The organism is Sutcliffiella halmapala (assembly GCF_002019665.1).
Lineage (GTDB): Bacteria > Bacillota > Bacilli > Bacillales > Bacillaceae_I > Sutcliffiella_A > Sutcliffiella_A halmapala.
In genome coordinates this window covers 3,105,493-3,122,755 of record NZ_KV917375.1, presented here as the reverse complement: position 1 = coordinate 3,122,755, position 17,263 = coordinate 3,105,493, and the positions used below count along the sequence as shown (strand labels likewise).

General features: G+C 38.6%; 8 protein-coding genes. 6 read left to right on the top strand and 2 right to left on the bottom strand.

Going from position 1 to position 17,263, the window contains the following annotated elements:
- Window positions 1–380: 380 nt before the first annotated feature.
- Complete coding sequence (locus BK580_RS15420) at window positions 381–9,866, top strand: carboxypeptidase regulatory-like domain-containing protein (RefSeq protein WP_078381200.1); 9,486 nt, start codon at window positions 381–383, stop codon at window positions 9,864–9,866.
- A gap of 102 nt (window positions 9,867–9,968) precedes the next feature.
- On the opposite strand, the gene BK580_RS15415 is transcribed toward BK580_RS15420, so the two are convergent.
- The gene (locus BK580_RS15415; protein WP_078382794.1) at window positions 9,969–10,145 is read right to left on the bottom strand and encodes a YvzF family protein; all 177 of its coding nucleotides are present in this window, start codon (window positions 10,143–10,145) and stop codon (window positions 9,969–9,971) included.
- Between the two features lie 392 nt (window positions 10,146–10,537).
- On the opposite strand from BK580_RS15415, the gene BK580_RS15410 reads away from it, so the two are divergent.
- Window positions 10,538–11,734, top strand: a complete 1,197-nt coding sequence (locus BK580_RS15410) for an MFS transporter (RefSeq protein WP_078381199.1) — start codon at window positions 10,538–10,540, stop codon at window positions 11,732–11,734.
- Between the two features lie 560 nt (window positions 11,735–12,294).
- Window positions 12,295–13,356, top strand: a complete 1,062-nt coding sequence (rsgA, locus tag BK580_RS15405; protein ID WP_078381198.1) for a ribosome small subunit-dependent GTPase A — start codon at window positions 12,295–12,297, stop codon at window positions 13,354–13,356.
- Between the two features lie 43 nt (window positions 13,357–13,399).
- Here rsgA and BK580_RS15400 read toward each other — a convergent pair whose 3' ends face one another.
- A complete protein-coding gene (locus BK580_RS15400) occupies window positions 13,400–14,188 on the bottom strand; it encodes an alpha/beta fold hydrolase (protein ID WP_078381197.1) in 789 nt (262 codons plus the stop codon).
- Window positions 14,189–14,448: 260 nt separating this feature from the next.
- Between BK580_RS15400 and BK580_RS15395 the strand changes: the two genes are divergently transcribed.
- The 3 genes from BK580_RS15395 to BK580_RS15385 all read left to right on the top strand — a co-directional run bounded on the left by BK580_RS15395 (window position 14,449) and on the right by BK580_RS15385 (window position 17,172).
- Window positions 14,449–15,432, top strand: a complete 984-nt coding sequence (locus BK580_RS15395; RefSeq protein ID WP_078381196.1) for a S66 family peptidase — start codon at window positions 14,449–14,451, stop codon at window positions 15,430–15,432.
- A gap of 118 nt (window positions 15,433–15,550) precedes the next feature.
- Window positions 15,551–16,285, top strand: a complete 735-nt coding sequence (locus BK580_RS15390) for a YwaF family protein (RefSeq protein ID WP_078381195.1) — start codon at window positions 15,551–15,553, stop codon at window positions 16,283–16,285.
- Window positions 16,286–16,893: 608 nt separating this feature from the next.
- Window positions 16,894–17,172 carry a hypothetical protein gene (locus tag BK580_RS15385; RefSeq protein ID WP_078381194.1) on the top strand — a complete coding sequence of 93 codons (279 nt, stop codon included), beginning with the start codon at window positions 16,894–16,896 and terminating at the stop codon, window positions 17,170–17,172.
- Window positions 17,173–17,263: the final 91 nt, after the last annotated feature.

Here is a 17,263-nt window from a genome sequence, read left to right as displayed (position 1 = left end):
TAGATCAGAGTGCAAGGTGTGAGACTCGTGGTTCGGAATCATAAAACCTCCTTGGCTACATAGGTATACTCTGAGGTCTTGCTTTTCCATACTAACGAAAATCCATGCCCTCGAACACTCGCGACAACCTGCAACGGAGAGCAACAGGTAACCTACCTATTTTCAGAGGAGCCGTTTGTAAAAATACAACAATGATTTCAGACTCATTACATAGTCGCAATCGACAAAATATGGTAAGTACTTTGAATTACAGATTCGACATAGTTCTTAGGTACAAAGAGGTGAATTGTTAAAAGGAGTCTAAAAATTCTAAAAATTAAAAGGTTATCGTCATTTTATACGGTAATTAGTAAAGCGAATCAATTTATGGGGGTGGCGGAATGATTAGGGGGTTGAGAAAAAGCAGGAAAAGAATATTTTCGAGTTTCTTTATACTGCTTTTGTTCGTAAGTAGTTTCATACCACAGACGGCATTTGCATATGACGAGGCATCAGAATCAGATTTAACATTTCTAGAATCAGAGTTTGAAAAGGAACGAGAACTAGAGTACAGAGAAAAGGAACTATTAGAAGAGGATGTTCCACTTGAAGAAGGGGAGCTTGCTAGTATTCTTTCAGGGCTTGGATGGGAACCTCCTCCGTTAGAGGAGGAAGAAACGATTGAATTCACAGAAAATAAAAAAGTAGAGAAAGCAATAGTGGAAGAGTTAAAGGAAAATGAAACGGTCGATATTATTGTTCGCTTAAAGGAAAAGCAGGATTTAAACGCATTATATACTAATGTTAAGGTGAAAAAGAAGCGAACGGAACGTGCAAAAGTGGTGAAAGAGGAGCTTCAGAAGCATGCTGAAGTTGCGCAAAAAGGAATTGAAAAAGCAGTAGCTACTCTTGAAGAAAAGGGAAGTGCGACAAAAAACGCTACACTTTGGGTGATAAATGGACTTTCATTAACGGTTGATGCATCGGCATTAGAGGAACTGCAAAAAAGGGAAGATGTAGAGACAATCACATTAGATAGAGTAATAGAATTACCAGAAGTCATAGTAGAGAACACTAAACCGCGCTTACCTGAGTGGGGATTAGAAAAGATACAAGCTACAAAGGTTTGGGGAGAATATGGCCTCAAGGGTGAAGGGATAGTTGTTGGGATTATGGATACTGGAGTTGATGGCTCCCATGAAGCATTAGTGCACAATTATCGTGGAAAAGATGGGGATCATCAATATTCTTGGGTTGATCTATCTGGTCAAAATTATGCTACACCTAGTGACGGGAATGGCCATGGTACTCACGTTGCAGGTACAGCTGTCGGTGGAGGAGCAGGTGAACCAATTGGAGTAGCTCCAGATGCAGAATGGATAGCCGCAAAAATTTTTACAGATGGAGGAGCTGCTACTTCTTCAGCTATTCACCAAGCATTTCAGTGGTTTTTGGCACCTGGTGGAGATCCAAGTAAAGCTCCTCATGTCGTTAATAATTCATGGGGAAGCGCGAATACGTATAATCTAGAATTCTATGAGGATGTCCAAGCGTGGATTGCAGCTGGTATTTTTCCACTTTTTGCTGCTGGAAATGATGGCCCAGGGTCGCAAACAATTGGTTCGCCTGGTAGCTTTCCTGATTCCTTTGCAATTGGAGCCACCGATAGTAATGATCAGATTGCTCCTTTTTCAAGTCGTGGTCCTGTTTTTTGGGCAGATGAAGAAGGTAATCAAGTGCGTTATTTAAAGCCAGACATTTCGGCTCCAGGTCATCAAATTTATTCGTCCTGGCCAAGCGTAAGAGGAGCTGGTAAATACAACACAATAAGCGGGACTTCTATGGCGACACCTCATGTTGCAGGAGCCATCGCTTTACTTTTGCAGGCGAATCCAAATTTAAGCATAAATGGTGTAAAGGAATTATTGAAAAATACGGCAAGAGTCGAACCTCATATGGGGACACTCCCAAATGATCTTTATGGAACTGGAATTGTTAATATTTATCAAGCGGTAACAGAAGCAGCATACGCTGGTCAAATAGTTGGCTCTGTTCAAACCGATGATGGGGAGGATGTTCCTGTAACGATTCAAATACCTTCTCAAGGGATACGTGTAGAAGTTATGGAAGGAAATATAGATTTATCGATTCGAGAGGGTACACATAAGGTAACAATAGAGGCGTTTGGGTATGAGAGCTTAGAAGTAGAAATAACCGTTAAAAAAGGAGAATCCACAGAAGTAAATTGGACGTTAAAATCATCTGATCGCTTTCAAATAAAAGGAAAAGTAATAGATCAGGATTCAGGAGAACATATTCCTTTTGCTTATATTCATTTGAAAAATACTCCGTTATCAACCGAACGATCGGATGCTTCTGGAGGTTTTGTTCTTGCACAAGTTCCAAATGGTACTTTTGAATTGGTGGTGACTGGGGAAGGAATAACGGGCTTAACCCAAGAAGTAGAAGTAACCGGAAATATGGAAGTGAGTTTAGAAGTAGAAAGGAAAGCTTCTGCTGAATTAGAAAATTGGACAACTGCCAATAATAATTATCAAAGAAATGCAATTTCACCATATGCGATAGATGTGAACTCCCTAAGTACTCAATGGGAATATGTAAATGGAACGAAAGGACAAATATTGTTCTCAACCCCCTCGTCAACTGAACAATTTGTGGTATTTACTACAGACAGAGGATGGGTTACAACCCTTGATACAGGAACAGGTGAAGAGTTATGGAGTATTCGAATCGGTGGAATGAACCGTTCAACTCCTACAATTGCAGATGATACTATTTACTTATCAGGTGGGCAGGATGGAAATATATATGCTTTAGATAGTACAAATGGGAATGTAAAATGGAGCAAAGACATTGGACAACCTGCCGTCTATGAATCCCCTTTATATAGAAATGGCGTTTTGTATGTTGGATCAGGACTAGTAGAGAATCCTAGTATATATGCTTTGGATGCCTCTAATGGTGCTACTCTTTGGTCAACACCTTTAGGAGGGGCTTCCTTTTTTGGTGGAACACTTGGTGATCACTATCTTTATATAGGATCTTACGATAACAGAACCCTAAAAGCACTACATGTAGAAGATGGAACAGAGGCATGGAGTATTCAGCTTACAAATGAGGGCTTTGCCTCTAGACCAGTGTATCAAAATGGTACCGTTTTTGTTCAAAGTACAAACTTTGCCAATGGTACAGGTACTTTACATGCATTAAACGGATCCACAGGTGAAGTATTGTGGGAAAAGGCAGGTGTTGGGGATTCTCAGGCTGCTTCTCCTATCGTGTTTGAGGATTTAGTTATTGCAAGCTCTTCCACTCAACCTATTTTGCGGGCTTTTGAAAAGGAAACAGGGGAGGAAGTATGGAGTAATCGCTCAGTTGGAACGTCCCTAAATAACGGTTCTGTCACAGCCAATGGAGTTTTATTTTTTGCAGGTACGAGTGGGATGCTCCATGCAATGGATGTATATTCTGGGTCTATCCTAAAGGAATTTACCTTACCGGACTACAGTACATCCGGAGTTGTTGTAATTGCCGGGAATGTATTGGTGCCGCATCGAAGTGGCTTGATTAGCTATAAAGCACCAGGAATCTTAGAAGGAACTATATTGGACAAAGACGGGAAGCCGCTTCCTGCAAAAGTATCGGTAATGGAAACTAAAGCTGAAGCAGAAACTTTTGAGGATGGTAGCTTTAGCTTTTCTCATAATCCTGGTGACTTCACATTAAAAGTAGCTTCCTATGGGAAAAAACAAGTTGTTCAACCAATAAAATTTGTGTCTGGATTCAAAGAAAAAAGAGATTTTGAGTTAGAGGATGCAGATGTTGGCTCTTTGCACATTACGGTGCAAGACGAGCGTTCTAAACAAGCATTACCTGATGTTGAAGTGCGTGTGAAAGATACACCTTTACAAGGGATATCCAATGAAAATGGATTCATTTCCTATGAAGAAATATTTGAGGGAACCTATCATATAGAATTTACTTTGAATGGATATAAAAAGGTGAACCAAGAAGTAACGATTCAGCCTAGTGAAACGATTACGTTGGAAGTATCCATGCAGCCATTTGATATTGCGGTTTTAAATGATTGGGAAAGTGAAGTAACGACACTTCTAAATCGAAATGGCTTTTTAGCAGAGGAAAGAGATTGGGATTTAGTGGAGGATATTAATCGCTATGAAGTAGTTTACTTAAACGGCGCCTATGGCTCTGAGGGATGGCGACCAAATCCAGCGCTGTTTGACGAACTTTTAGAAAAGGCAGAAGAACATGACGTAAGTTTAGTATTTGCAGACTCTTGGGGGGGGAATTATGGTTCTATCCATCATTTAGTCGAATATACCGATGATCCAAAAGAGTTGGCACATTACTACGGCAGTGGTCAAGTTCGTATCCAGGTAGAGGAGGTCCATCCGATACTAGAAGGTTTTAATAAAGGAGATAGAGTAACCTTATTTACTAGAACAGGAGACTTTTCCTGGTTTAATAATTATTCAGGAAGGCATTTAGCGAGTATAGGAAGTACGACCCAAGGGATGATGGGCTCAGGAGTGGCCTATAAAGCAGTGTCTGAAAATAGCGCGCACCTACTTCTGGCTAATCATGGAGCCTCTCCTTGGATTTCACCTCTACAAGGATGGCTACCAGAGATGCAAACGATCTTATTTAATGGCATACGTTTTTTACAGAATACCAATTTTGGAGAAATTGTCGGAACGGTGGTAGATGTAGAGGGCAATCCAGTGCAAGCAGAGTTAGGAATAGTAGAAACAAATATATCGACGAAAACATCTGGAGACAATTCCTCGTTTCAGTTATTCCATGATGAAGGAGAGTACACGCTTGAGATAAGAGCTTCGGGTTATGCAACGCAAACCGAGCAGGTAGTAATCGAGCACGGAAGTCCAACAGAAGTCCAGGTGGTATTAAATTCTACGAATGGAGATCGGATAGCGGGCTTAGTAACAGATGGAATTACGAAACAACCTCAAGCATCGGCTGTCGTCCAAATGATCAAAGATAATGAGATAATAGTAGAACATGAAACACCGGCAAATGGACGCTTTGAGTTCACTAATCTAGTGTATGGAACCTATACGCTTCGTATCGAAAAAGAAGGCTATATTCAAGTAAACCAGACGATTGAAGTAGGTAGAGAACAAGATGAAATGTTACTTGAAATATTTCCTATCCCGCGTGTCGCTGTTTTAGGAGACTACTCTTCAAGCGATCGTAATTTCCAAGCTACTATGGGGGAAGCAGGAATTACAGTCACTTCTTTATCAATCGCAAATGTAGAAGAGGAAATAGGGAATTACGATGTATTATTTGTTAATGAACTTTCCAATACAACATTTTCAAAAAAACTGTTTGATTCGATGATGGAGAAAGCAGATGCCGCACAAACAAGTGTGATTTTTGGAGATTCATTTGGAGCAGGTTCCGGTATTGGACAATTAGTTCGACTAAGAGAAGATCCAAAAGTCCGCCGAACGGTAACTAATACAACAAAATCTTCCGGATATATTGTAGAGGAGGAACATCCATTTTTTAAAGGGAGAGAGGTCGGAGATTATACAGATGTACTATTACCTACAGGTGGAAGATTAGGAGTCTTTGAAAATTATAGTGGCTACACATTAGCTTCCGTGACGCATGAAGGAAATGAGGAGCCGCACGGATTAGGCATTGCCTATAAACCACGAACAGCAGGTAGTATGGAACTTTTAATGAGCGCGCATGGATTTGGAGCATTACGTCATAATGGGCATTACACACAAGAGGGGAAGAAGTTGCTAGTAGACGCAGTTATGTGGGCAGCAAATGTCCAGTTTAATACCATTACTGGCGTCATTTTAGATGAAGAAGGTATACCTTTAAATGCAACGATTACAGTTGAAGGGGAACCATTTCAAGCGACAACAAATCCAGAATCGGGCGAATTCTCCATTTCTATTCTTGATGGAGAGTATGAGCTAACAATTGAATCCTTTGGGTATGAGAGTATAGCGGTTCCAGTTCAAGTGAACGCAAGCTTAGAACCATTTTCAATAGAATTAGAGGTGACTACTACGGTTGGATCTGTTTCAGGGATTGTGGAAAATGAACACGATGGAACCTCTGTTACGGATGTGGAAGTTCGAGTATTAGGTTTTCCAAGAGAAACACTAAGCGTTTCTCAAGGTCGCTTTACCTTAGAGAGATTACTTCCTGGTTCATATGCACTTCAATTCACGAAAGAAGGTTTTGTCCAAAAGCAGGTGACAGTCGAGGTGGATGATAATGAAGAAGTGGAACTGAATGTGAAAATGAAACCATCTCCTACCATTGGTGTGATCGTGGACTCCACTGCATCTGGAACTGTCACCATGAAGGAATATTTAGAGGGGCGTGGATATCAAGTTGATTATATGTATTACACTGATCTTGATAGGCTAGATAAAGTGGATTTAGTGATTGCGAACTCAGACTATGATCCTAGTAAAATTCCAACAAGTGCCGAATTTAAAGCTTTTCAGAAGGCGCTTGATCAAACAGAAACCTCTATAATCTGGACGGGGCAGCATGGTGCGAGAGGCTCCATAAGATTCTTAACTCAATTTGATGGAAACCCAACTGTAGAGCTCGGAGGTTCAACCGCTGGGGCACAAGGAATGGTAACATCTAGTCATCCGATTGTAGAAGGAGTCCTCATGAATGAAGCTTTTCCTGTTACTAATAGATCGAATTATCACTATGCCTTTGATGGTTATAACGGAGTATCAGTGGCGGACCTATTGAATTCCTCTGGGGAAAGACTAGGTAGTATGATTGCGTTAAACGGTCGAACGGCGAATTCCGTGGAGATCTTACTTGCTAACTTTACCTTTAGTCATTCTTTTCATCCAGGAGAACCAGAGTATTTTGATCCTATAAGAGAGCGTATTTTTAATAATGCAATATTATGGGCATTAGATAATGAGGAAGCTCTGGTAGGCGAGCTACGTGGTAAGGTACAGAATGAACAAGATATGCCGGTTCAAGCTAGACTGACAGTAGAAGAAACAGGTGAAACAGTCGAAACAAATCAACAAGGAGAGTTTTATCTAGGATTACCAAGTGGAACATTTACATTAGCGATAGAAGCATTTGGGCATCTTGCAGACGAGTTTACAGTTGAGATTACAAATGGAGAAATAAAAAACGAAACATTTATCTTATCAACAGATCAAGTTGGTGTCCTAACAAATACTGTAAAAAATGCACAAAGTGACGAACTAATTGAAGGTGCTACTATTTCCATACTAGGTACACCAATTTCGGGAACTACTGATGAAAATGGACAATTTAAAACGGTCGTTCCAGTAGGTACTTACACTATCCGTGTATCTGCTCCAGGATATGCAACTGTGGTACAGAATCAGGTTACAGTGGAAGAGGCTGGAGACGTTGATGTTACATTCCTTTTAGAACAATCTGAGAAAATAGCAGTGGTTGCAACTTCTGCGAATGGAAATAGAATGATGAATTTACTAGACCAACGTGGGTATGAAGCGGATCTCCATATAAATAATAATTTGCAGCCTTTATTAGACAACCTAGGTGATTATGCGCTTATTATTTTTAATGACAAGCATTCGAGTATGAACAATGCTCAGTTTGAAGCATTTATTGAGCAAGCAGATCAACAGCAGGTCAGTATTATTTTTGCCTCTCAATTTAGTGGAGGAACGATTAGAGATTTATCAGAGATTACTGGTAATCCTAGCGCTGTAAGGTGGAACTATGTGAATAGCCAGGTTCAAGTTAAAGTTTTACAGGATCACCCTATTTTCGCAGGGTTCAAATCTGAGTACATTACGATATTGTCAAATGGAACAAGCAGCCAGCAATACAATATCTATGAAGGATATAGTGGAACAACAATAGGAGCCATGTCACATCCTGAGATAGGAGTATTGGGAGAAGGGATTGGCTTTGAATTCCGAACAGCAAATTCAGTGCATCTTCTTTTATCAAGTCTCCAGGCAGGTACTTATGGACATCCAGAAAGCAGATGGACAGAGGAAGCGAAACAGCTTTATTTTAACGCGATAGATTGGGCGATTTCAGCAAGCTTAGGGGAGATTACTGGCACAGTGAGGAATGAAGAGGGTAAAGGAATTGCTAATGCTAAAGTGCAAATTAATTCACTTGGTATCGAGACAAGAACGAATACATTAGGGCAATATCGTATCGGAGTTGCTACAGGCTCGTATGAAGTGAAAGTAACAGCATATGGATATGAAGCACAAGTTCAAACAGTCGAGGTTCCGCAGCTTTGGGATGCAGTAGTAGCCGATTTTGAACTAGTTAAAATGGCAGGTGTTACCCTTAGTACTAAGTTAGTAGATAAACAAACAGAAGAAGCTATTCCAAATGCAAAAGTAACTTTAAGTTCATTAGATAATTCCGGATTATCAGAAGAAGGTGTTTCAAATGAACATGGGGTTATCGAGTTTAGCGACTTAATAGCTGGAGAGTATGCACTATCTGTCGAATTAGATGGATATTTGAACCATACTGAAAATGTAACCTTAGTAGACGAGAATGTGGATCTAACATTGTTACTAAATCCCATTCAAGTAGCTGTCTTGGGTGACTGGAATAATAGTATAACTAGCTTTTTGAACGAAGAAGAACTCTTTGCTGAATCAAGGGGTTGGGACGTTATAGAGGACCTATCATTATATGAATTAGTTGTCGTTAACAGTAATAAAGGGACAAAAGAACAAATGCAAAATTTATTGGAAGTTGCAGATGAGCAGGAGGTTAGTCTCGTTTTTGTTGGAACATGGGGAGTAAATGAGGGATCTATTCCTTTATTAGAAACAGTACTTGGATATCCGAAGCTCCATCATCAGGGCTATAACGAGGGATCTGTGTCTCTTCAAGTGGTTGAGGACCACCCGATTTTTGAAGGAATTGTTCCTAATGAAGAAGGTCAAATTACCATTCTTGCAGAAAAGAGTCCATACTCAACCTTCAAAGATTATCCTGGACAAATTATTGGGAACGTTCATGTAAATGGAGATGAAAAGGGAGCAGCTATTGCATATGAGTTTAAAGGGAAAAATCATATGCATCTATTAATGTCTTCTTTTGCTGTAAACAATATGGTTGGTCCAGCTAGTGGATGGACAATAGATGGGAAACGAGTTTTTGTTCAAGCCTTACAGTTTGCGATGAATGCAGAGCTGCCGCTTCCGAATGCACCAGTCTGGGATGAAGAACTGATTCGTACTGATGAGAGACTGATAACTGTGACTGGTAGAGGAGAAGTGGGGACAACGGTTCTAATTTATGAACAAAAAGGAACAGTAAATACACTATTAACGTCAGTTGTTGTTGAAAGTGATGGGGGTTTTTCAGTAGAGGTTACATTGAAGAGTGGTAGTCACTTTTTACTAGCACAAGCAAAGAATGAGGCTGGGGTGTCAGAGTGGAGTGAAACGCTTCGGGTGATTATTATTGGAGAGTCGCTTGGAAATCCAGGAATTCCACGAGTACCAGAAGAACCGTTGAAGCCTAGGAGTCCTGAGGATTCAGGGAAACCGATGGTGCAAAGGGAAGTTAGGATTGATGAAACAGCTTTATCCTCGGTCGTGAAGCTAGAGGTTTCTGCTACATCAGAAGGAGTAAGATTGGTTTGGAAAGACATCGGAGCGGAATATTATGAAGTCTTAAAAGAAGGCGTTGTTTTTGGGAAAGTGAAGGACGGTACTAGCTTTCTTGATGAAAAGCCCGAACATGAAGGAGAGGTAGCTGCTTACCAGATTATCGGATATAAGGATGGAATGATGATTGGAAGTAGTGGAGTGGAGAAGATTACTGTTAAAATAGATTAAATGATTTTGAGCATAAGTATCGGGCTTTCTGCTTTTGAGGAGGCCTGATACTTTTTTTGTGAAGTTGTTGATGGCATGAGGGAAAATCAACGCGAATTTCTCCTATTTATCCTTCATTCCTAACTCCAAATAGATTCGGACATCTTTTGAACTTTTATATTTTGGATTTTTACTTGAAGCATAATCTTTTGATACATATTGGACACAATAATTTTGTTCAAATGAACGGATAATGGTATCCATTTCTTGTTTTGTACCAGACAGCCTGATTTTCACCACCACTTGTTCACCTTCTTCCAATTATTATTAAAGGCTCTGTTAAAGTACAGTGATTATTATTATGTCCCTAGCTGTTGATTGGAGCACGAGGCGTAGACTCCTGCGGGAGGTAGCGTTTTGTGGAGACCCCCGCAGGCAAAGCCGAGGAGGCTCCACAAGCGCCCTCTGGATAAGCGAAGCCTCGTGTGGAAATCAACAGCGGTGTATAACAAAGCCAAAGAGAAAAGTATAGCATGGCTGATAATCTCTTACAACATTAAAAGTATTTAGTGAAATTTGCTCTTTAAAACTTTTTCATTGACACTCAGTTAGAAAAGTCATACGATACTTAAGGTGATTTATCATCCGAAATACGAAATAATTATTATTCTTATATAGAAAGAAGGGTTACTATGGCACCAGAACAACGTAAGAAGATGCTAATATTAATGATCAATATGTTTATCGCCGTAGGTAGCTTCGGTATTATTATTCCTATTCTTCCAGCTTACTTAGCATCCATTGGTGAAGGTGGAATGGCGGCAGGCTTAATGATTGCTATATTTGCCGGAGCACAGCTTGTGATGTCACCTGTTGCTGGAAAGTGGGCGGATCAATATGGTCGCCGCATTATGATAATTCTTGGTTTAGCAGGATTAACACTATCGATGTTTGTGTTTTATGCATTTGATTCTATTTGGATGCTCTATTTTTCACGTGTAATTGGAGGAGTTGGAGCTGCCTTACTTATCCCTGCTCTTTTTGCTTATGTTGCGGATATAACTACAATGGATCAACGTGCAAAGGGAAATAGCTTTATCTCTGCAGCGATGTCTCTTGGTATTGTAATCGGGCCAGGAATAGGTGGTTTTCTTGCAGACTTTGGCTTGAAAATGCCGCTGTTAGTTTCGGCACTTGTTTCGTTAGCAGCGACTATTTTTTCGATTATGGTATTGAAGGAAAGTAAAGAAAAAGATTCTAAGCTTGCACCGGAAGTAAATCCAGATCCGATGATGAAAATGCTAGCACAGTCTGTAAGTAAGCCATATTTTATTCCACTTGTTATTACCTTAGTAATGAGTTTTGGATTAATGGCCTATGAATCGGTTTTAGGACTATTTGTTGATAATCAATTTGGAGCCACTCCACAAGAAATCGCAATAATGATTACTGCAACAGGGATTATTAGTGTGATCGTGCAACTCTTTGTCGTAGATCGTATTGTTAGAACTCTAGGTGAAGGAAAAGTGTTGAATATATTTATCGGTGTAGCAGCACTTGGATTTTTCTTATCGTTATTTGCTTCTAGTTATGTATTTTTCTTCGTAATAACGCTTATCATTTTCTTAGCTACTTCAATTTTAAGACCTGTAATCAATACGTTGATTTCTAAACTTGCAGGGAATGAACAAGGCTTTGCGATGGGAATGAACAATGCTTATATGAGTATTGGGAATGTGCTTGGACCTACTTTAGCTGGGATTTTGTATGATGTGAATATTTCTTATCCTTTTGTGCTGGGTCTAGTTGTTTTAAGTTTTACTATTACCCTTTCTATGACTTGGCAGAATCGTCAACGGAAAAGATTGGTTCAAGTTGAAGCAAAATAATAGAACGAAGGCTTTAGTCAAAGGCTACCCTGAAAAAATGGTGAGACCTTTGAACGCCCTGTTGATTTCCGTGCCAGGTGTTCGCTTTCCGCGGGGCGCTTGTGGAGCCTCCTCGGCTTTGCCTGCGGGGGTCTCCACAAAACGCTACTTCCCGCAGGAGTCTCTCACCTTGCACTACAATCAACAGGGGAGACGGGGGAAACTTGACGTTCCACTTTTCAACTGTAGACAAGAATGAAATAGTTAGTTGTTTTTTTTAGTTATCTATTTACTTTTAGATAAAAATACCATATTATAATAGTCATAGTAATTCAAATTTTCAGGAAGTGAGGGATGTTTTATGGAAACGTTAATTGTAATGAACTTAATCCAATTAAATAAAACAACACAGCCCTTGCACGGAAATCGTTAGCATTTCCTGATCCTTATTGATGAGAATGTAGATTCCCATGGGCTGTGTAGAGTCTCATGGTTTATAAATGTATTTAATTTAAAGACCGTGTATGCGGTCTTTTTGTTTTGCAAAAAAATAATCTACTTTCCATTAGGAGGAAACAATCTTGAAAATTAATGAATTAGGTTGGAATGAATATTTAAATAATAATTTTACTGCTTACAAGGAACAGGGCTTTTCTGTTGGAAGAGTAATGCTTGAGCATAAAAGAATTTATAGAGTGGAAACAGAAAATGGCGAATGCTTGGCTGAGGTTTCTGGTAAATATCGTTTTGAAGCATCAGCGCGTGAGGATTATCCGGCGGTTGGAGATTGGGTAGTTTTAAGTGAAAGACAGCATGAAGGAAAAGCAACTATACATGCCACACTCCCAAGATTTAGTAAGTTTTCGCGAAAAGCGGCAGGGGTTACAACAGAAGAGCAAATTGTGGCAGCTAATGTAGATACCATTTTTTTAGTACAATCACTTAACTATGATTTTAATCCAAGAAGAATCGAAAGATATATGATTATGGCTTGGGAGAGCGGTGCAAACCCGGTCATCGTGTTAACAAAATCAGATTTATGTGAGGATATCGCTGAGAAAATAGTGGAAGTAGAAGCCGTGGCTCTTGGAGTACCAGTGCATGCTGTAAGTGTTAAGGATGAAACAGGACTTGAAGAACTAGCTTCTTATTTTACTCTTGGAAAGACAGTGGCGTTGTTAGGTTCATCTGGAGCTGGAAAGTCTACTTTAACAAACTATTTACTAGGGGAAGAAAAACAGTTGATTCAAGATGTTAGGGGAGATGATGATAAAGGTCGTCATACTACTACCTATCGAGAGCTTTATCTTTTGCCAACAGGTGGACTAGTGCTCGATACACCAGGAATGCGGGAATTACAATTATGGGAGGCTGATGGCGCAATCAGCCAGAGTTTTCAAGATATAGAAGAATTGGCAGAGCAATGTTATTTCCGTGATTGTAAACACGAAAATGAACCGAAATGTGCCGTCCAAGAGGCGATTAATGGTGGGCAGTTAGAAAAAGCTAGATACCAAAGTTACTTGAAGCTCCAAAAGGAACTTGCATTTTTAGAAAGAAAAAATAATAAACGAGCACAGTTGGCAGAAAAAGACAAGTGGAAGAAAATTTCAACAAGTGTGAAAACGTCAAAAAAGAAATAGAATACAAACAAAAAAGAGCTGGAGATCTCTAGCTCTTTTTTGTTTAGGCAGTAATCTGTACTTTATCTACACGTTTCATAAACGAGATGGCAAAATCATTGAATATATCGCTTTCTTCGATATTACATACATGCCCGCAGTTATCAATTACCTCAATAGTAGAGTTCGCTTCATTTTTGATATAATTTTGCGTGTTGCTTAAGAACATATGGTCCTCAGATCCTGAAATATATAGTTTCGGAATCTTATTTTCGGTTTTGGCTAAACGATCAAATGTAATATAGCAATTTAAGCCTGCGATAACCCATCCTAAATACGCTTCCTTTGATAATTTATGCGCTTCTTTAATGAAAGCCTTTCTCGAATCTCCATGGTTGCTTTTGGGCAATAGAACTCTTGCGAAAATTTTGTATGGCACCATGTGTGGAAGACTTTTTCTTAGTGGATAAAAAACGGAAAGGCGGCAAAGAACTTCTCCCCATTTTTTTAGCTTAGGTGTAGCTCCGCCTAATACCATAGACTTAATGAGGGAAGGTTGTTGAATGGCTATTTCCTGCATAATAATTGTACCTAAGGAGATACCAACAAAATGCGCGGATTTTATCTTTAAATCTTTTAAAATTTCAATGGTTTTGTTTGCTGAATACTCAAATAGATTTACATTTTTTGGATAAGGGGATTTCCCGTGACCAGGTAAATCTAGTAAAAGTAGATTATATTCAGAACGGAACGGTTTAAGTTGTTTGTAGAAAATAGAAGAGTTTCCACCGAAACCATGAAAGAGTACGATCCATTCTTTTGAAGTAGGATGTGTAAGAGTTTTATAAAACATCGTTTTCCTCACTTATGAAACAAATTTTAAATCTTAAATCCATACCCAATCAAGGGAGTGCAAAAAACTTGCAATTTTAAGTATACACATAATAGTTACTTTTGCTCAACCTTCAAATTATAACTATTTTGTGACAGACGATAAAATTATGCTGTTATAAGCCTTTAGGAGGATAAGAAAATACATTTAGGAAAAATATAGAAGGAATAGGCAACAGTTTAGTAGAATAATGGATAAAGCATAAGAAGGAGGAGATAAATATGATTCCAGCAAACCTAAGGGAAGGGGATGAGGTTCGAATAATTGCCCCATCCACAACCCATTCCATTCTATCAGAGGAAAATATCGAGCTCTCTACTCGTAGACTTGAAGAATTAGGGTTAAAAGTAACATTTGGTAAAAATATTAATGAGAAGAACAGCCTATTAACTTCATCTATTAAATCACGTCTTGAAGACTTACATGACGCATTTAATGATACTAATGTAAAAGCCATCTTAACTACAATAGGCGGATTTCAAGCCAATCAACTATTGTCTTATATTGACTATGACTTAATAAAGAAAAACCCTAAAATCTTTTGCGGTTATTCTGACATTACTGCTCTTAGTAATGCCATTTATGCCAAAACAGGACTAGTAACGTATTCGGGTCCACATTTTTCAACGTTTGGAATGAAAAAGGGTTTTGAGTATACCCATGAATATTTTGTTCGAGCATTTTTGGAAGATAGTGATAACATTCAACTATATCCTTCTACAGAATGGAGCAATGATACTTGGTATCTTGATCAAGAAAAGAGAGAGTTTTATCGGAATGAAGGATATTTAATTGTTCATGAAGGTCAATGTGAAGGGACAATTATAGGTGGAAATCTCTGCACCTTAAATCTCCTCCAAGGCACCGAATTTATGCCGAGCTTAGAAGGGTCCATTCTTTTTCTAGAGGATGATGAATTGGTAAATCCAAGAACATTCGATCGTGATCTACAATCATTGATACATCAACCAGGCTTTGCTGGAGTAAAGGGGCTCGTGATTGGCCGTTTTGAAAAAGGGTCCAACTTTTCAAACGATATACTAATAGATATTATCTCTACAAAAAAAGAACTTGCTAACCTACCAGTTATAGCAAATGCAGACTTTGGTCATACAAGTCCCATGTTTACCTTCCCAATAGGAGGAGAAGCTCAAGTCTCTATTAAACAGGGAAAAGTAAGTATCGCCATTTCTAAAATAAAGTAACCATTAAAGCTATTTGTAAGACAATTGAAATGAATGGATCCCTAATATTAGTCTCAGAATCTGAAAGAGGGCTGAAGCTAGCATAGGTTTTTAATAAAACTTATGGAGGATTGCACGTATGTTTGAATCTTATACAGATCCAAATGCTTTTATGGAAGGTACTATACTGCTATCACCTGCCCATATAGCTAGTTTAATCGTTACAATGGTACTTATTATATTTTTATATATTTTTCGTGAACAATTTATCATCAAAAGGTATGGTAGATGGCTAATTTTCTTAAGTTTACTAGGTTCAGAAGTCTGGCTGAACTATTGGTATCTTGCAACTGAAATGTGGGATATAAGCTACACGCTTCCTTTTCAGCTTTGCTCTATCAGTTTGTATTTATGCATGTGGATGCTGTTAACGAAACAAAACTGGTCCTTTGAGGTTGCTTACTTTCTAGGAATTGGTGGTGCACTACAAGCGATACTGACACCTGAGTTGTTTTATGATTTTCCTCATTTTCGTTTTATCCATTTTTTTATTGCACACATTGCGATTATTCTGGCTGTTCTTTATATGATTTGGGTGGAGAGAAGAGTGATCCGAATTCAATCACTCTGGAAAGCATTTGGATTACTACAAATTATTGCTTTGTTCGTCTTTTTTATGAATAGATTAACGGGTGGTAACTATATGTTCTTAGCTAAGAAACCGTCTAGTGCAAGTTTAATTGACTTTCTAGGACCATATCCTTGGTATATTCTGTCTTTAGAGATTGTTGTACTATCATTATTCTTTATCCTCTATGCACCTTTCCTACTCTTACATAGAAAAAAGACTACCCAAAAAGCAAGCCAGCACTGAAAAAATGGCGACAAAAAAGAGGCTAGGACATAAATTAAATTCCCAGCTTCATTTACGAACAAATTAACCTAATAAAGGATCTGTTAAACACCGCTGTTGATTTCCGCACTAGGCTTCGCTTATCCAGAGGGCGTTTGTGGAGCCTCCTCGGCTTTGCCTGTGGGGTCTCCACAAAACGCTATCTCTGAGCAAGGAGTCTTCGCCTTGTGCTCCAATCAACAGCTAGGTTATTTAAAATCAGACTTAAACAGAATCAAACTAAAAAAATACGAACTAATGCAAAACTCTACTTAGAATTTCGCATATTAGTTCGTATTTTTCTTTATCAAATATTCTTTTGTCCCAACCTGTTTTTAATACTTCTTCAATGTGTTTCTTACATATTTGTATACTCCAAAAAATATTGACGCAAAAGCAATAACGATAATAATATCAATTAGCACTGCCATTCTAATTCCTCCGAAGCTATTGTTTCTCTTATCTTATCTCCTTCAGAGAATAATTTCAATTAAAGCATGGATAATTGAACCATCACATTATTTTGTAACAGTCCTGTCACATTCCCGTTTCCCGTCATAGTATGTAGAAAAGTGAAGGGAGGAAGAGGAATGCGGACTGCTATAAAGCTTTTACTTTTATATTTCTTAACATTTACAATTATTTATGGCTTACTTGCTGTATTAACTTACAATAGCATTCAAGTAAAAATAGAAAAATTAGAGCTTTTAGAGCAAGAACTCATTGAAAAACAAGCAACAGGCGATGTTCCATATGCTTTTAGACAAACATACCAAAGAGAATACAATACGTATGAGCGGTTACAAAATCGATTACAGTCTTTCTGGATGAAGTGGATATTTAATTTTCCTGAATTCAGGAATCCTTAATAGTAGAAGAGGTGTTCTTCTACTTTACATAAATGAACATGAAGGGTTATTTCTTATAGGATAAATTGGTACATTATTCCTTTGATATCAT